Here is a 19034-nt window from a genome sequence, read left to right on the forward strand (position 1 = left end):
TCACATGCGGAACCGCTCCATCCTCCCCCTGCTCCTGGCCGTGCTGGTAGTGCTGGCCATCGTGGCGTTCGGCGGTGCCGGGCTGTTGGGCCGGCAGACGGAAGGCCCGACGCCGGAAACTGCTTCCAGCCGCACCCCCACACCGGGCGGAGCGGCAACGTCCCCGGCAGCGAAGCAGTCCCCGCCGCAGCGGGGCGCGAACCCGTCCAGCCTGCCGGAGATCAGGGAGTCCGCCCTTCCCGTGGAGGGCCGCCGGGTGCTGGGGCTGATCCGGGCGGGCGGTCCGTTCCAGTACAGCCAGGACCAGCAGGTGTTCGGCAACTTCGAGCGGGTCCTGCCGGTCCGGAACCGTGGCTATTACCGCGAGTACACCGTCCCCACCCCCGGCGAACCGGACCGGGGCGCACGGCGCATCGTCGCCGGTGACGGCGGGGAGAAGTATTACACCAGTGACCACTACGCAACGTTCAAGTACATAGCGGAAGGCAGCTAGCGCAACCATGAGAATCTTCTCCGGCGACACCTGGACCCTGGAAGAACTGCAGGAACAGGTGGCGGATGCCGGCCGGCGCAGCGTGGTGGTCCCACCCGCGGACAGCAAACGCGCCGTCCTGGAAACCTTCGGTGAGGTCCTGGATTTTCCCGAACACTATGGCGTTAACCTGGACGCGCTGAACGACTCGCTCCACGACTTCGCGGATAGCATCACCGACAACGGCAACCCGCCCGTCACGGTCCTGTGGCAGGTGGCTGCCCCGTTCCGCAGCGACAGGTCGTTCGGGATCATCTGCGAAATCCTGCAGGACGCCGAACGGTACGCGGGCAATGACCTTGCCGTCACCGCCGTCATGCTCTGACCCGGCTCCCGTCCTGAAAGTCCCGTTCCTCCCCAAGGAACCGGGCACACGCGGCTAGCCCTCCGGTCGCTCCTCGTGCGCGGCATAGGTGTCCAGCAGCGCAGAGGCCCGGCCGCCGTCGTCCTCCGCTGACAGCCCTTTCCGCATGTTCTCCGCCTTCTGGCGCCCGGCCGGGAACAGCGGAAGCAACGGGACCTCGGGGTCGGTCAGTACCTCGATCACCACGGGGCAGTCCGCGGCGAAGGCCTGGTCCCAGGCGTCTGCGATTTGCTCCGGGTCCTCCACCCGGATGCCCCTCAAACCCAGCAGTTCCGCGTAGCCGGCGAACGGAAAATCGGGAAGCTCCTGGCTTGCGGCAAACCGCGGCTCGGCCTCCGACTCACGCTGCTCCCACGTGACCTCGGTAAGTTCCCGGTTGTTGAAGACGCACACCACGAACCGTGGGTCCTGCCACTGGCGCCACCTGTGCGCCACCGTGACCAGCTCGGCCACGCCCAGCATCTGCATGGCACCGTCCCCGGCCAGGGCCACGAGCGGGCGGTCCGGATGCGCCAGCTTGGCGGCAATCCCGTAAGGGATGGCGCAGCCCATGCTGGCCAGCGTCCCGGACAGGTGCGCCGGGACGTTCAGGGGCAGCACCAGTTGACGGGCATACCAGTAAACACAAATTCCGACGTCGACACTCAGCTGGGCGTTCTCCGGCAGCCTGCCGTTAAGCTCACGCACCACACGTTCAGGATTAACGGGGCTCGCCGCAACTGCAGCCCGGTCTGCCGAGAGGATGCGCCACCGGCTGACGGCCTCCTCCACATCTGAACGCCATTGGGTGCGTGGGCGGTGTTCCAGCCGTTGGTTCAAGGCTTCCAGGGCGGATGCGGCGTCTCCCGCCAGGCCCACCTCCACGGGGTAGCGGTTGCCGATCTTCTTCTCGTCAATGTCGATCTGCACGGCGCGGGCGGCCCCGGGCGGCGGGTAGAACTCGGTCCAGGGGTCGTTGGAACCCACTATGAGGAGGGCGTCGCAATTGCCCAGAAGGTGGGCACTGGCCGTGGTGCCCAGATGCCCCATGGTTCCCACCGCGAAGGGCAGGTTCTCATCCACGTAGGGCTTGCCCAGGAGGCTGGTGGCGATGCCGGCCCCAAGCTTTTCCGCCACGGCAACCACTTCCTTGCCGGCGTGCCTGGCACCCTGGCCCACCAGGAGGGCTACCCTCTCTGCGGAATTGAGGAGGGCAGCTGCGGCGGCCAGGTCTTCCCCGCGGGGGCTCTTGGCCGCAGCACTCCAGGAGGGGGCTGTGACAACGATGCCGTGCTGCTGTTCCAGCTCCGGGGCAGGCGCGGACTGCACGTCATGCGGAATGATGACCACGCAGGGGGAGGAGGTTGCCTTCGCCGTCCGGAAGGCACGGTCCAGCACCATGGGCACCTGCTCGGGCGCGCTCACCAGCTGCACGAACTGGGAGGCGACGTCCTTGAACAAGGCGTTGAGGTCGATTTCCTGCATGTAGGCCGAACCCAGCACGGTGCGGCTCTGCTGCCCCACGATGGCCACCACCGGCACGCCGTCCAGCTTCGCGTCGTACAGCCCGTTGAGCAGATGGACGGCGCCGGGGCCTTGGGTGGAGGTCACCACGCCCACTCCGCCCGTGTACTTGGCATGGCCCACGGCCATGAAGGCCGCCGATTCCTCATGCCGGGCCTGGACGAACTCAACCCGTCCATCGGTGCGGCGCAGGGCACCCATGAATCCGTTGATGCCGTCCCCGCTGTAGCCGAAGACCCGCCCCACACCCCACGTGGTGAGGCGCTCCACGATCACATCCGCTACCGTACGTTCGGTCATTGCGCCCTCCTGCGTCGGGTTGGTCCCTGCCTGCCCAGGAGCCGTACCCATCGGAGCGGCGGGCTAAGCGTTGACGATCAGCCCCAGCTCCGCCTTGGAGGCCAGTGCTTCATGCCGGGGCAGTACGCGGACGGTGTATCCGAACGGTCCGGAGCGGTCGATCACCAGCGAACCGCTGAACAGGTGCCGTCCGTTGCCCAGGTCCTCCTTCACCTGCAGCTCCATCATGGTGATGTCTGCCAGGGCGTCGTTCTCTTCGGCCCGGCCATAAGCCACTTCCACGCAGACATCCTCGGGGGTGAGGGCATTCAGCGCTATGTAGGCGTTGACCTGCAGTGTGTCGCCGATCTGCGGATCCTCGGACACACCCACGGAATCCACGTGCTCCACGTGCACCTGGGGCCAGGCCCCGCGGACCTTGGCCGACCACGACGCCAGGGCACGGGCCTGGGCATAGGAGTTGGCGGTGGCGCTGCGGCCGGCTTCGGCGGCGGGGCGGTACAGGATGTTCACGTAGTCGCGGAGCATGCGCTCCGCGGAAACGGCCGGACCCAGGTGGGACAGGGTGTGCTTGATCATGGACACCCAGTGCGTGGGGACCTTCTCGCTCCTGGTGGTCGAAGGCCCGGCAGCTCCTGCCCCCTCGGATACCGTGCTCCCGTAGAAGCGCGGTGCCACCTGTGTTTCAAGCAGCTCGTACAGCGCCGCCGCCTCGATGTCGTCGCGTTCCTCGGGGGAGGCGTCGTTGTTGGCGGTGGGAATCGCCCAGCCGTTCTCGCCGTCGTACATCTCATCCCACCAGCCGTCCAGGACGGACAGGTTCAGCGAGCCGTTCAGCGCCGCCTTCATGCCGGAGGTCCCGCAGGCCTCCAGCGGCCGCAGCGGGTTGTTCAGCCAGACGTCACAGCCCGGGAACAAGGTCCTGGCCATGGCGATGTCGTAGTTGGGCAGGAACGCGATACGGTGCCGCACCTCGGGATCGTCCGTGAAGCGCACCAGGTCCTGGATCATTTTCTTCCCGGCATCATCGGCAGGGTGCGACTTTCCAGCGATGACCAGCTGGATGGGGTGCTCCTTGTGCAGCAGCAGCGCCTTGAGCCGGGCAGGTTCGCGCAGCATCAGGGTGAGCCGCTTGTAAGTGGGCACCCGGCGGGCAAAACCGATGGTCAGCACATCCGGGTCCAGGACGCTGTCCGTCCAGCCCAGCTCGGCGTCGGCCGCGCCGCGCTTCTTCCAGGCAGCGCGCAGCCTGCGGCGGACGTCCTCCACCAGCGCAGCCCGCATCTCCCGGCGGAGCGCCCAGACATCGGCGTCGCTGACGTTGTAGGCCAGGTCCCATTTGCCCAGCGCTTCCGCCTCGCTGCCGAACTGGTCACGGGCCAGCTTGGAGATGCGGCTGTCCACCCAGGTGGGCACGTGCACGCCGTTGGTAACCGAGGTGATGGGCACCTCGGAGTGGTCGAAGCCCGGCCACAGGGCGGAGAACATGCCGCGGGACACTTCGCCGTGCAGTTTGGCCACGCCGTTGGCGCGCTGGGCAAGGCGCAGGCCCATCACCGCCATGTTGAAGACGGACGGGTTGCCGTCCGCATAGTTTTCCTGCCCAGTTCCAGGATCCGGTCCAGCGGCACCGCGGGAGCCAGGCCGGCCTGGAAGAAGTGGCTGATCTGGTTGATTTCGAACCTGTCAATGCCTGCCGGGACGGGCGTGTGCGTTGTGAACACCGTGGAGGCACGCCCCGCGGCCAGTGCTTCGTCGAAGCTCAGGGCCTGTTCACCGGACATCAGCTCCTGGATGCGTTCGATCCCAAGGAACCCGGCGTGCCCTTCATTGGTGTGGAACACCTCCGGTGCGGCGCAGCCTGTCAGCTTCTGGAAAGCGCGCAGGGCCTTGACGCCGCCCATGCCGAGCAGGAGTTCCTGCTGCAGCCGGTGGTCGCCGCCGCCCCCGTACAGCCGGTCCGTGATGCTGCGGGCGGCATCGTCGTTGCCCGGCACGTTGGAGTCCAGCAGGAGCAGGGGAACGCGTCCGACGTCGGCACGCCAGATGTGTGCCAGCAGCCGCCTTCCGTTGGGGAGGGGAGTGAGATCTGCAGGGCCTTGCCGTTGCCGTCGGGGGACGGCTCGCGGAGCAAGGTCAGGGGCAGCCCGTCCGGATCCAGGACCGGGTAGGTCTCCTGCTGCCAGGCATCGCGCGAGAGTGATTGCTTGAAATAACCCGCCTGGTACAGCAGGCCCACCCCGATCAGGGGAACACCCAGGTCCGAGGCAGCCTTCAAGTGGTCACCGGCCAGGATGCCCAGGCCGCCCGAATACTGGGGGAGGACCTCGGTAATGCCGAACTCGGGGGAGAAGTAGGCGATGGAGGCGGGGGCGTCCGGGCCCAGGCCCTGGTACCAGCGGGGTTCCTCAAGGTACCGGTCGAGGTCCTCTTCGGCAGCCCGCACCCGGTCCACCACTGACTGGTCCGCGGCGAGCCGCTGGAATTCCTCGCGGCTGACCATTCCCAGGAAGCCGATGGGATCCTGCCCGCTTTCCTCCCAGAGGCGCGGGTTCAGTGCCGCGAAAAGCTCCCGCGTGGGCCGGTGCCAGGACCACCGCAAGTTGCTGGCCAGCCTGGCCAGGGGCCGGATGGGCTCGGGGAGGACTGTACGGACCGTAAACCTGCGGATTGCCTTCACCTGCGTCACACTAATCGACAACATGCGCGGCTGGAACCAGCTTTCGGTTTCTTTTGGGTAAATGACAGGGGCGTGAAGAAATTGGGCCGCGGCGCGAGGAATTTTAGTGAGCACGCTTAGCAATCCTGGCCATTTCTCGCTAACGTCGAGCCTGTGACGACTAACTCAGGAACCAGTGCCGCATCCACCAAAATGCCCCAGCGCCATATCACGGAGGGCCTTCGGTTCGGGCGTTTTCCCATTACCGCAGTGCAGCCCGTCGTCGAGGGCGGCAAGTTTCCGGCCAAAGCCCTGCCCGGCGAAGCCATCGTGGTGGGCGCCACCGCCTTCCGCGAAGGGCATGACCAGCTCGGTGTGAGCGCCGTGCTCCTGGACCCCTCCGGTGCGGAGCGCCAGCGTGTGCGGCTCGCGCCGCCCCGCGGGGAACGCGGCATGGGAACGGACCGCTGGGAAGGCGTGCTCACGCCGTCGGAAACCGGGAACTGGTCCTTTGTGATCGAAGCCTGGCACGACCGCTACGGCACCTGGCACCATAACGCCGAGGTGAAGATCGACGCCGGGATCGACGTCGAACTCATGCTTACCGAAGGTGCCAAACTGCTGGGCGAAGCGTCCACCGAGGACTTCCGGGACGAGGTGGACCGGGCAGCGCTGCGGCACGCCTCCGACGTCCTGGCCGACCAGTCCCGCAGCACCGAGGAACGGCTCGGGGCAGGGTTCAGCCAGGAAATCGCTGACATCGTGGCCCGGCAGCCCATCCGGGAACTGGTGACGGTTTCCGAGAAGTTCCCCCTCCTGGTGGAGCGGGACCGCGCCGGCCGCGGCGCCTGGTACGAGTTCTTCCCCGCTCTGAAGGCGCGGTCAAGGACCACAACACGGGCGCTTGGACGTCAGGAAACTTCCGGACCGCGGCAAGGCGGCTCGACGCCGTGGCCGCCATGGGCTTCGACGTCCTGTACATGCCGCCCATCCATCCCATCGGCGTGCAGCACCGCAAGGGACCCAACAACACCCTGGTTGCCGGCCCCAATGATCCCGGCTCACCCTGGGCCATTGGAGCCAAGGAGGGCGGCCATGACGCCATCCACCCCGACCTCGGTTCCTTCGAGGACTTCGACGCCTTCGTGGCGCGGGCCAACGAACTGGGCCTGGAAGTTGCCCTGGACCTTGCGCTTCAGGCAGCCCCGGACCACCCTTGGGTGGAGTCCCATCCGGAATGGTTCACCACCCGGGTGGACGGCAGCATTGCCTACGCCGAAAACCCGCCAAAGAAGTACCAGGACATATATCCGCTCAATTTCGATAATGATCCTGAAGGGCTTTCCCGGGAAATTCTGCGGATTGTCCTGTTGTGGGTCAGCCACGGCGTAAAGATTTTCCGGGTGGATAACCCGCATACCAAACCGGTGTGGTTCTGGGAATGGCTTATTGCCGAAGTGAATAAAACGGTCCCGGGCGTGGTGTTCCTCGCCGAAGCGTTCACCCGCCCCGCCATGATGCACGCACTGGGCAGGGCCGGCTTCCAGCAGTCCTACACCTACTTCACCTGGCGCAACACCAAGAAGGAGATCGAGGCGTACTTCGACGAAGTCAGCCACGAATCCCCGGCCTTCTTCCGCCCCAACTTCTTCGTCAACACCCCGGACATCCTGACCGAATACCTGCAGTACGGCGGCCCCGCCGCGTTCCGGATCCGGGCGGTCCTTGCCTCCACCGGAAGCCCGCTCTGGGGCGTCTACGCCGGCTACGAACTGTACGAGCATGTGGCCCGGCCCGGCGCCGAGGAATACATCGACAACGAGAAGTTCGAGTACAAGGCCCGCGACTGGGACGCCGCAGCCGAGTCCGGGCGCTCCCTGGCACCGTACATCACACGGCTGAACCACATCCGCCGTGACCACCCGGCGCTGCTGGACCTTCAGAACCTGACGGTCCACCAGAGCACGGACGAATCCACGGTGGTGTACTCCAAGCACAAGACCCTTCCCGACGGGACCAAGGACACCATCATCGTGGTGGTCAACGTGGACCCGCATGTCACCAAGGAAAGCAGCGTGGTGCTGGACCTGGCAGCCCTGGAGCTCGATCCGCAGGACCGCACCCCGGGCGGCGGCTTCTACGTGGACGACCTGATCTCCGGCCAAAGCTGGGAGTGGGGCGAGTACAACTATGTGCGGCTCGACCCGCACGTGGAACCGGCCCACATCCTGAGCGTGAGGAGAATGCATTCGTGAGTTTTAATCCGCAAAGTTCCGGCCACTTCACCCCAAAGAGCACGTTCGAGCTAAATGCCCCTGGCCTCCAGCATGACCCGCTGTGGTACCGCAAGGCCGTGTTCTATGAAGTACTTGTCAGGGCCTTTGCGGATGCCAACGGCGATGGGTCCGGGGATTTCTCCGGGCTCATCGACCGGTTGGATTACCTGCAGTGGCTGGGCGTTGACTGCCTCTGGCTGCCCCCGTTCTTCCAGTCACCGCTGCGCGACGGCGGCTACGACATCTCCGACTACAACTCCGTCCTGGACGAATTCGGCACCATCAGCGATTTCAAGCGCCTCGTGGCAGAAGCCCATGCCCGCGGCGTCCGGGTGATCATCGACCTGCCCCTGAACCACACTTCCGACCAGCACCCGTGGTTCCAGGAATCGCGGAAGGACCCGGACGGCCCTTTCGGGGACTTCTACGTCTGGAGCGACACGGACGAGAAGTACCAGGACGCGCGCATCATCTTCGTCGACACCGAGGAATCGAACTGGACGTTCGATCCCATCCGCCGGCAGTTCTTCTGGCACCGGTTCTTCAGCCACCAGCCTGACCTGAACTTCGAAAACCCGAAGGTGATCGACGCCGTCTTCGACGTTGTCCGGTTCTGGCTGGACCAGGGGATCGACGGTTTCCGGGCAGACGCCATCCCCTACCTCTTTGAGGAAGAGGGCACCAACTGCGAGAACCTCCCGGCCACCCACGAGTTCCTCCGCCGGCTGCGGGCCATGGTGGACGAAAGCTATCCCGGCCGCGTCATCATTGCCGAGGCAAACCAGCCGCCCACCGAAGTGGTGGAGTATTTCGGCACCGTTGAGGAACCCGAATGCCACATGGCGTTCCACTTCCCCATCATGCCCCGCCTCTATTACGCGCTGCGGGACCAGAAGGCCGCTCCCATCATCGAAACCATGCGCGACACCCCGGACATCCCCGAGGGCGCGCAGTGGGGAACATTCCTCCGGAACCACGACGAGCTGACCCTGGAGATGGTCACCGCCGATGAGCGCGCGGCGATGCTGGGCTGGTACGCCCCCGACCCCCGGATGCGGGCCAACATCGGCATCCGGCGCAGGCTGGCACCGCTGCTTGATAATTCCCGCGCCGAGATCGAGTTGATCAATGCCCTCCTGCTCTCGCTTCCGGGCAGCCCCTTCCTGTACTACGGGGACGAGATCGGCATGGGGGACAACATCTGGCTTGAGGACCGCGACGCCGTCCGCACCCCCATGCAGTGGAACCCGGACCGGAATGCCGGCTTCTCCCATGCGGATCCCGGCAAGCTGTACCTGCCGCCCATCCAGTCGCTGGTCTACAACTACGGCATGGCCAATGTCGAAGCGGAGGCTGCCCACTCCGGGTCCCTGCTGCGCTGGACCCGGCAGATCCTCAGCGTCCGCAAGAACCACCCGGCTTTCGGACTGGGCGGGTTCAAGCACGTGGAGGCGGACCACGACGCCGTCCTGGCCTACCTTCGTGAACTGCCGGACAGCAACCCTGCGGGCGTCGATGGAGAAATCATTTTGTGCGCCTTCAACCTCTCCCAGCACCCCGTCGCCGCCACGCTGCGCATTCCGGAATATGCCGGGCGCGGGTTGCGCGACGTCTTCGGTGGACAGATCTTCCCCGGCATCGGCGATGACGGCACCCTCACCCTGACCCTCGGAAGCCATGACTTCTTCTGGCTCCGCATGCGGTCGGCGGGGTCCAATCCGTCGTCGCCCTTCACCCAGGCCATGCCCATCCTGTCGATAGAGAACTGAGATGAACCAGCCAATCCTCACTCCCGCCCTGACCGCGCTGCTCAAGGAATGGCTGCCGCAGCAGCGATGGTTCCCCGTCAAGACACCCGATTTCGCCATTTCCCAGGCCGGCAGCCTGGGCCTGGAGGATCCCACCGGGCACGCCGCGCTGGCCGTATTCCTCCTCAACGTCACCATGGAGGGGCCCGACGGCGGCCCGCGCAGCGCCGTGGTCCAGGTCCCCTTGAGCTTCCGCCCGGCACCGGCCGGCGGCATGGAACGGGCGCTGGTAGGCGAAGCCGCAGGAATGGATCCAACCCGTCCCTGGGTCTACGACGCTGTCCACGACCCCGACTTCGTAGGCGCCTGGCTCGACCTCATCCGGGACGGGTCGAAGGCCGCGAGCGGCAGTGCCACCGGATTCCGGGTGGAAGGGCCGCACCGCCTGCCCACTGCCAAGGGCGTGGTGAAGGTGCTCTCGGGGGAGCAGTCCAACAGTTCAGTCATCGTGGACGACGGCGAATCTGCCGCCATGGTGAAATTCTTCCGCGTCCTGTCGGACGGGACCAACCCGGAGATTGAAGTCGGTGCTGCCTTGACCAGGGCCGGCACAGCGGAAGTCCCCGCCACCCTGGGCTGGGTCCGCGGGGAGTGGCTCGGAAAATCCGGTAACGCCGGACAAAGCAGCCGCTACGTCCAAGGTGAGCTTGCGGTGGCCCACGAGTTCCTCGCCGGCGGCCGCGACGCCTGGCGGCTGGCGGTTGACGCCGCCCGCTCCGGCACCGACTTCACGGCAGAAGCCCGAGCCCTGGGCGCGGCCACCGCAACGGTGCACAAGCGGTTGGCGGAGGCACTGGGGCAGTCAGCCGAGCCCGAACCCGGAAAGGCGCCAGGAGCTGCTGTTGCCCAGCGTGTCCGCGCTGCTTGGGCGGAAGCCCGTGCCGCCGTCGGGCCTTACGATGATGCTCTGGACGCCCTGCTGGCCGGCCTGGACAAGGTTCCCGCCGGGCCGCTGCAGCGCATCCACGGCGACCTCCACCTGGGCCAGATCCTCCTCGTGACCGGACAATCCGGCGACCAGTCGCGCTGGGCCATCCTGGATTTCGAGGGCGAGCCCCTGCGGCCCATCTCCGAACGGAACGTCCCGGACGTACCACTCCGGGACGTGGTGGGAATGCTGCGCTCCTTCGACTACGCGGCCGGTGCGGCGCAGCGCGAGCAGGAAGGTGCACAGGTCCCGGACAGCTGGGTCGACGATTGCGCTGATGCCTTCCTTGCCGGATACGCGGGGGTCATTCCCGGCACGGTGGACCGGACCTCGCCCCTGTTTGTGGCATTGTGGCTGGACAAGGCGCTGTACGAAGTTGTTTATGAAATGCGTAACAGGCCCGACTGGGTGGCGATTCCAGTAAACGCCTCCAGGCGGCTCCTAAGCGGTAACGGTGCCGGCGATCAGGCCGGTGCAGCATCGGAAGGTAACGAAATGACAGGCTCAGCACGAACTGACCAGCCGGGGTGCCGCTGCACGTGGACGAAGGCACCCTGGGCAGGATCGCGAACGGTGAACACCACGCCCCCCACTCCGTCCTGGGCGCGCACCTGGACGACTACGGGCATGTCACCATCCGCACCGTGAAGCATCTTGCCGAAGCGATCACCGTGGTCACCCAAGCCGGTGAAGTGCCAATGCAACACGAGGCACACGGCGTTTGGGTTGCGGTCCTGGATCCGCAGGACCAGGGCCACGTTCCCGACTACCGGCTCTCGGTCACCTACCCGGGCAAGGACCCGGTGACCATTGATGAGCCCTACCGCTACCTGCCCACCGTAGGCGAAGTGGACCTGCACCTCATTGGTGAAGGCCGGCACGAAAAACTGTGGCAGGTTCTCGGTGCCCACGTGCGGCACTACAAATCATCGCTTGGGGACGTCAACGGTGTGTCCTTCGCCGTCTGGGCCCCCAACGCGCAGGCTGTACGGGTCAAGGGCGATTTCAACGCCTGGGACGGACGGGAAAACTCCATGCGGTCGCTGGGTTCCTCCGGTGTCTGGGAAGTGTTCATTCCCGGCGTCCCGGCAGGTGCCTGCTACAAGTACGAGATCCTGACACGGGGCGGCTACTGGGTCGAAAAGGCCGATCCGCTGGCCTTCGGCACGGAGGTGCCCCCACTGACGGCGTCCCGGGTGGTGGAACCTTCCTACGCCTTCAAGGACGACGAATGGATGGAAGCACGGGCCAAACGGGACCCGCACAACTCGGCCATGAGCGTCTACGAAGTGCACCTCGGGTCCTGGCGGCTGGGCCTTGGCTACCGTGAACTCGCCGACGAACTGGTGGAGTACGTCAAGTGGCTCGGGTTCACGCACGTGGAATTCATGCCCGTCGCGGAGCATCCGTTCGGCGGTTCCTGGGGTTACCAGGTCACCTCCTACTTCGCACCCACGTCCAGGTTCGGACATCCCGACGAGTTCCGCTACCTGGTGGACGCCCTCCACCAGGCGGGCATCGGCGTGCTCCTGGACTGGGTGCCTGCACACTTCCCCAAGGATTCCTGGGCATTGGCCCAGTTCGACGGCGAGCCTCTTTACGAGCACGCGGATCCGGCGCTGGGGGAACACCCGGACTGGGGCACCCTGATCTTCGACTTCGGCCGCACCGAGGTCCGGAACTTTCTGGTGGCCAACGCGCTGTACTGGCTGGAGGAGTTCCATATCGACGGCCTGCGCGTGGACGCGGTGGCCTCCATGCTCTACCTCGATTACTCCCGCCAGGAAGGCCAGTGGCGGCCCAACCGCTTCGGCGGAAGGGAAAACCTGGAAGCCATCTCCTTCCTGCAGGAAGTCAACGCCACCGTCTACAAGACACACCCCGGCGCCGTCATGATCGCGGAAGAGTCGACGGCCTTCCCGGGCGTCACCGCTCCCACCAGCCACGGTGGCCTGGGCTTCGGCCTGAAGTGGAACATGGGCTGGATGCACGACTCCCTCAAGTACATCTCCGAGGATCCCTTCAACCGCAAGTGGCACCACGGAACGGTCACCTTCTCCCTGGTCTACGCCTTCACGGAGAACTTCCTGCTGCCCATCAGCCACGATGAAGTTGTCCACGGCAAGGGCTCCATGCTCCGCAAGATGCCGGGCGACCGCTGGCAGCAGCTGGCCAACCTCCGCGCCTTCTTTGCCTACCAATGGGCGCACCCCGGCAAGCAGCTCATCTTCATGGGAACCGAGTTTGGCCAGGAAGCGGAGTGGTCTGAGCAGCACGGACTGGACTGGTGGCTCGCGGACATCCCCGCGCACCGCGGACTGCAGCTGCTGACCAAGGACCTGAACGAGCTGTACGCTGCCACACCCGCCCTCTACACCCAGGACAACGTTCCTGCGGGTTTCCAGTGGATCAACGGGGGAGACGCCGACCGTAACGTCCTGTCCTTCATCCGATGGGACGCCGACGGCAACCCGGTCGTCTGCGCCATCAACTTCTCCGGTACGCCGCACGTCGGCTACACCCTTGGAGTTCCCACGGCCGGCGCATGGACCGAGGTCCTTAATACGGACCACACCACCTACGGCGGATCGGGTGTGCTGAACAGTGGAGAGCTGAAGGCCACCAACGAGGGACAGGATGGCCAGCCGGCCACCCTTACTGTCACGCTTCCCCGCTGGGAGCGTCCTACTTCAAGCCCGGGGCCGCATCGGCTGACCAGGCCGACGGGAAGAAATAACGGCAGATGCAGTAAGCGAAAGGCCCGGAATCCGCGTGGTTCCGGGCCTTTTGGCTGCCCGCAGGACGCCCTCCGGCAGCGGACTGGCGATCCGTAATGAGTGGTGGTAGAGTTTATTTCCGCGCTGCTCCACGGAGTCAGACGGAAAACCGAACCCCCCAAGCTAACGCTGAGGATGGTCGCGGACGCCGGTTTGACACGAGAGAGATCAGCCGGTAAGTTTGGAAAGTTGCTCCGGAGCGAGCCTGGACGTTGGTTTGGGTGGTGCCGGGTGTGTCTGTTGTTTGAGAACTCAATAGTGTGCCAAGTTTGTTGATACCGATTATGTATGTAATTGGTTGATTGTGCTGTGCCGCCACCCCGTGGTGTGCATGGTGTTTTTAGCTGGTTTCAAATTTTGTGCAGCTGTTTCTGCCGTTATTTCCGGTGGTTGTGGTTGTGTCTGTTTTTGTTTTACTTCAACGGAGAGTTTGATCCTGGCTCAGGATGAACGCTGGCGGCGTGCTTAACACATGCAAGTCGAACGATGATGCCAGCTTGCTGGTGGATTAGTGGCGAACGGGTGAGTAACACGTGAGTAACCTGCCCTTGACTCTGGGATAAGCCTGGGAAACTGGGTCTAATACCGGATATGACCTTCCATCGCATGGTGGTTGGTGGAAAGCTTTTGTGGTTTTGGATGGACTCGCGGCCTATCAGCTTGTTGGTGGGGTAATGGCCTACCAAGGCGACGACGGGTAGCCGGCCTGAGAGGGTGACCGGCCACACTGGGACTGAGACACGGCCCAGACTCCTACGGGAGGCAGCAGTGGGGAATATTGCACAATGGGCGAAAGCCTGATGCAGCGACGCCGCGTGAGGGATGACGGCCTTCGGGTTGTAAACCTCTTTCAGTAGGGAAGAAGCGTAAGTGACGGTACCTGCAGAAGAAGCGCCGGCTAACTACGTGCCAGCAGCCGCGGTAATACGTAGGGCGCAAGCGTTATCCGGAATTATTGGGCGTAAAGAGCTCGTAGGCGGTTTGTCGCGTCTGCCGTGAAAGTCCGGGGCTCAACTCCGGATCTGCGGTGGGTACGGGCAGACTAGAGTGATGTAGGGGAGACTGGAATTCCTGGTGTAGCGGTGAAATGCGCAGATATCAGGAGGAACACCGATGGCGAAGGCAGGTCTCTGGGCATTAACTGACGCTGAGGAGCGAAAGCATGGGGAGCGAACAGGATTAGATACCCTGGTAGTCCATGCCGTAAACGTTGGGCACTAGGTGTGGGGGACATTCCACGTTTTCCGCGCCGTAGCTAACGCATTAAGTGCCCCGCCTGGGGAGTACGGCCGCAAGGCTAAAACTCAAAGGAATTGACGGGGGCCCGCACAAGCGGCGGAGCATGCGGATTAATTCGATGCAACGCGAAGAACCTTACCAAGGCTTGACATGAACCGGACCGCTGCAGAAATGTGGTTTCCCCTTTGGGGCTGGTTTACAGGTGGTGCATGGTTGTCGTCAGCTCGTGTCGTGAGATGTTGGGTTAAGTCCCGCAACGAGCGCAACCCTCGTTCTATGTTGCCAGCACGTGATGGTGGGGACTCATAGGAGACTGCCGGGGTCAACTCGGAGGAAGGTGGGGACGACGTCAAATCATCATGCCCCTTATGTCTTGGGCTTCACGCATGCTACAATGGCCGGTACAAAGGGTTGCGATACTGTGAGGTGGAGCTAATCCCAAAAAGCCGGTCTCAGTTCGGATTGGGGTCTGCAACTCGACCCCATGAAGTCGGAGTCGCTAGTAATCGCAGATCAGCAACGCTGCGGTGAATACGTTCCCGGGCCTTGTACACACCGCCCGTCAAGTCACGAAAGTTGGTAACACCCGAAGCCGGTGGCCTAACCCCTTGTGGGAGGGAGCTGTCGAAGGTGGGACTGGCGATTGGGACTAAGTCGTAACAAGGTAGCCGTACCGGAAGGTGCGGCTGGATCACCTCCTTTCTAAGGAGCACCTCCAACTCTTCTGTGCTGGTGAATGCCGGTGTGGGGGGTTGTCAGGAAGCAAGCCCGCAGCATGGACGATTGTTCCGTGGCGGGTGCTCATGGGTGGAATATCAGCAAATAGCGGCTGCGTGTTTTTTTGTCTTGTCTAGTACGAGCCAGTGATGGTTCTGGAACGGTGGCGGGGGGATGCGTGGTTTAGTGTTTGGCACACTGTTGGGTCCTGAGGCAACAGGACCGGGGAGGGGTTGCTGCGGCTTTGGTCGTGGTGGTTCCTTGTCGGGTTTGTTTGTTTCTGGTTTCCCTGCCGTGACGTTCCGTGCGCCTGTTTGGGTGTGTGGGGTGTGTGGTGTGGGGTTGTTGTTTGAGAACTACATAGTGGACGCGAGCATCTTGTATAAGAAGCAATTTCCAAGATTAATGAACCTGGATCTGGCTGCGCTGTTGATGCCCTTTGGGTGTTGGGGTGTGGTTGGTTTCTGTGGTTCTCTCGAGAAATGTTTTTGATCTTTGTGGTCAAGTTTTTAAGAGCACACGGTGGATGCCTTGGCATTAGGAGCCGAAGAAGGACGTAGGAATCTGCGATAAGCCTGGGGGAGTCGATAACCGGACTGTGATCCCAGGGTGTCCGAATGGGGAAACCCCGCCGAGCGCGCGAGTGACTCGGTGACCCGTACCTGAACACATAGGGTGCGTGGGGGGAACGCGGGGAAGTGAAACATCTCAGTACCCGCAGGAAGAGAAAACAATAGTGATTCCGTTAGTAGTGGCGAGCGAACGCGGATCAGGCTAAACCGTTCCATGTGTGATAGCCGGCGGGCGTTGCATGGTCGGGGTTGTGGGACTTTCCATACCAGTTCTGCCGGGCTGGTGGGGTGTGATGTGCGCGCATAGGTGAACGGTTTTGAAAGGCCGGCCAGAGAGGGTGTTAGTCCCGTAACCGTAATGTGTTTGTACCGCCTGTGAGAGTATCCCAAGTAGTACGGGGCCCGAGAAATCCCGTGCGAATCTGTCAGGACCACCTGATAAGCCTAAATACTCCCTAATGACCGATAGCGGACCAGTACCGTGAGGGAAAGGTGAAAAGTACCCCGGGAGGGGAGTGAAACAGTACCTGAAACCGTGTGCTTACAATCCGTCGGAGCCAGTCTGATTCTGGTGACGGCGTGCCTTTTGAAGAATGAGCCTGCGAGTTAGTGTTACGTCGCGAGGTTAACCCGTGTGGGGCAGCCGTAGCGAAAGCGAGTCTGAATAGGGCGTGTGAGTGGCGTGATCTAGACCCGAAGCGAAGTGATCTACCCATGGCCAGGTTGAAGCGACGGTAAGACGTCGTGGAGGACCGAACCCACTTCAGTTGAAAATGGAGGGGATGAGCTGTGGGTAGGGGTGAAAGGCCAATCAAACTTCGTGATAGCTGGTTCTCCCCGAAATGCATTTAGGTGCAGCGTTGCGTGTTTCTTGCTGGAGGTAGAGCTACTGGATGGCTAATGGGCCCTACAAGGTTACTGACGTCAGCCAAACTCCGAATGCCGGTAAGTGAGAGCGCAGCAGTGAGACTGTGGGGGATAAGCTTCATAGTCGAGAGGGAAACAGCCCAGACCACCAACTAAGGCCCCTAAGCGTGTGCTAAGTGGGAAAGGATGTGGAGTTGCCCAGACAACCAGGAGGTTGGCTTAGAAGCAGCCACCCTTAAAAGAGTGCGTAATAGCTCACTGGTCAAGTGATTCCGCGCCGACAATGTAGCGGGGCTCAAGTACACCGCCGAAGTTGTGGCATTCACATTTTAGCTAAGCCCTTGTGGTTCAGGCGTGTGGATGGGTAGGGGAGCGTCGTGTGGGCGGTGAAGTCGCGGTGTAAACCAGCGGTGGAGCCTACACGAGTGAGAATGCAGGCATGAGTAGCGAAAGACGGGTGAGAAACCCGTCCGCCGAATGATCAAGGGTTCCAGGGTCAAGCTAATCTGCCCTGGGTAAGTCGGGACCTAAGGCGAGGCCGACAGGCGTAGTCGATGGACAACGGGTTGATATTCCCGTACCGGCGAAAAACCGCCCATGCTGAGCGGGGGATACTAACTGCCCGAAGCCTGCCCGAGCGCCCTTGTGGTGTGAGGGTTTTGGTGGAGCGCAGGACCTGATCCCGGGAGGCAAGCGTATTAACAGGTGTGACGCAGGAAGGTAGCCGAGCCGGGCGATGGTTGTCCCGGTCTAAGGATGTAGGGCGAGTGGTAGGCAAATCCGCCACTCATGGTGCCTGAGATCTGATGGGACCCCCGTTTGGGGGGATTTGGTGATCCTATGCTGCCGAGAAAAGCATCGACGCGAGGTTTTAGCCGCCCGTACCCCAAACCGACACAGGTGATCAGGTAGAGAATACCAAGGCGATCGAGAGAATTATGGTTAAGGAACTCGGCAAAATGCCCCCGTAACTTCGGGAGAAGGGGGCCCCAACCTTGATACACCCTTTGCGGTGTGGAGGGGATCGGGGCCGCAGAGACCAGGGGGAAGCGACTGTTTACTAAAAACACAGGTCCGTGCGAAGTCGCAAGACGATGTATACGGACTGACTCCTGCCCGGTGCTGGAAGGTTAAGAGGACCGGTTAGCCGCAAGGCGAAGCTGAGAATTTAAGCCCCAGTAAACGGCGGTGGTAACTATAACCATCCTAAGGTAGCGAAATTCCTTGTCGGGTAAGTTCCGACCTGCACGAATGGAGTAACGACTTCCCCGCTGTCTCAACCATAAACTCGGCGAAATTGCAGTACGAGTAAAGATGCTCGTTACGCGCAGCAGGACGGAAAGACCCCGAGACCTTTACTATAGTTTGGTATTGGTGTTCGGAGTGGCTTGTGTAGGATAGGTGGGAGACGTTGAAGCCCGGACGCCAGTTCGGGTGGAGTCATCGTTGAAATACCACTCTGGTCACTTTGGACATCTAACTTCGGCCCGTAATCCGGGTCAGGGACAGTGCCTGATGGGTAGTTTAACTGGGGCGGTTGCCTCCTAAAAAGTAACGGAGGCGCCCAAAGGTTCCCTCAGCCTGGTTGGCAATCAGGTGTCGAGTGTAAGTGCACAAGGGAGCTTGACTGTGAGAGAGACATCTCGAGCAGGGACGAAAGTCGGGACTAGTGATCCGGCGGTACATTGTGGAATGGCCGTCGCTCAACGGATAAAAGGTACCTCGGGGATAACAGGCTGATCTTGCCCAAGAGTCCATATCGACGGCATGGTTTGGCACCTCGATGTCGGCTCGTCGCATCCTGGGGCTGGAGTAGGTCCCAAGGGTTGGGCTGTTCGCCCATTAAAGCGGTACGCGAGCTGGGTTTAGAACGTCGTGAGACAGTTCGGTCCCTATCCGCTGCGCGCGCAGGAAATTTGAGAAGGGCTGTCCTTAGTACGAGAGGACCGGGACGGACGAACCTCTGGTGTGTCAGTTGTACTGCCAAGTGCACCGCTGATTAGCTACGTTCGGATGGGATAACCGCTGAAAGCATCTAAGCGGGAAGCTCGCTTCGAGATGAGATTTCCATACACCCTCGGGTGTGAGAGGCCCCCAGCCAGACCACTGGGTTGATAGGCCGGATGTGGAAGCGAGGACTAACGACTCGTGAAGCTGACCGGTACTAATAGGCCAACAACTTACACCACACAGATACATACAAACTCTGCTTGCGTCCACTATGTGGTTCCCAACCAACAACCCCCCAACACCGGGGTTGTCACGGCACGGAACCAACACAACTGAATAACAACACCACAATGTTGTAACCACGAGTCTTCCCACCCCCGAACAAAATACCGGGCGGGCGGGTACAAGGGTTACGGCGGTCATAGCGTGGGGGAAACGCCCGGTCCCATTCCGAACCCGGAAGCTAAGACCCACAGCGCCGATGGTACTGCACCCGGGAGGGTGTGGGAGAGTAGGTCACCGCCGGACACACATTAAGCAGG

At 62.6% G+C, this 19034-nt stretch carries 4 protein-coding genes, 3 rRNA genes and 3 pseudogenes; 8 read left to right on the forward strand and 2 right to left on the reverse strand.

Features of this window, described 5'->3' with window-relative positions; genetic code table 11:
• Positions 1-4: 4 nt before the first annotated feature.
• A complete protein-coding gene (locus OUO20_RS00430; protein ID WP_268002605.1) occupies positions 5-493 on the forward strand; it encodes a ribonuclease domain-containing protein in 489 nt (162 codons plus the stop codon).
• 7 nt (positions 494-500) lie between these two features.
• On the forward strand, positions 501-857 hold the full coding sequence (locus OUO20_RS00435; protein ID WP_018771183.1) for a barstar family protein: 357 nt from the start codon (positions 501-503) through the stop codon (positions 855-857).
• Positions 858-911: 54 nt separating this feature from the next.
• Here OUO20_RS00435 and OUO20_RS00440 read toward each other — a convergent pair whose 3' ends face one another.
• Both OUO20_RS00440 and glgP read right to left on the reverse strand, forming a co-directional pair.
• Complete coding sequence (locus OUO20_RS00440; RefSeq protein ID WP_268002606.1) at positions 912-2699, reverse strand: thiamine pyrophosphate-requiring protein; 1788 nt, start codon at positions 2697-2699, stop codon at positions 912-914.
• Between the two features lie 63 nt (positions 2700-2762).
• Positions 2763-5379: pseudogene (glgP, locus tag OUO20_RS00445) on the reverse strand (alpha-glucan family phosphorylase).
• A 192-nt stretch (positions 5380-5571) separates the two neighbouring features.
• On the opposite strand from glgP, the pseudogene OUO20_RS00450 reads away from it, so the two are divergent.
• The 6 genes and pseudogenes from OUO20_RS00450 (at position 5572) to rrf (ending at position 19020) form a co-directional block, all read left to right on the forward strand.
• Positions 5572-7613, forward strand: a pseudogene (locus OUO20_RS00450) (alpha-1,4-glucan--maltose-1-phosphate maltosyltransferase).
• On the forward strand, positions 7610-9403 hold the full coding sequence (treS, locus tag OUO20_RS00455) for a maltose alpha-D-glucosyltransferase (protein ID WP_018771179.1): 1794 nt from the start codon (positions 7610-7612) through the stop codon (positions 9401-9403). Before OUO20_RS00450 ends, treS begins: the two are co-directional and overlap by 4 nt.
• 1 nt (position 9404) lies before the next feature.
• Positions 9405-13107, forward strand: a pseudogene (locus OUO20_RS00460) (1,4-alpha-glucan branching enzyme).
• A gap of 458 nt (positions 13108-13565) precedes the next feature.
• A 16S ribosomal RNA gene (locus OUO20_RS00465) occupies positions 13566-15088 on the forward strand.
• A gap of 514 nt (positions 15089-15602) precedes the next feature.
• A 23S ribosomal RNA gene (locus tag OUO20_RS00470) occupies positions 15603-18731 on the forward strand.
• Positions 18732-18903: 172 nt separating this feature from the next.
• Positions 18904-19020: ribosomal RNA gene (gene rrf / locus OUO20_RS00475) — 5S ribosomal RNA — on the forward strand.
• The 16S, 23S and 5S rRNA genes sit together here, the layout of an rRNA operon.
• The last annotated feature ends 14 nt before the right edge of the window (positions 19021-19034 follow it).

This window comes from Arthrobacter sp. FX8, assembly GCF_026723805.1.
GTDB lineage: Bacteria > Actinomycetota > Actinomycetes > Actinomycetales > Micrococcaceae > Arthrobacter.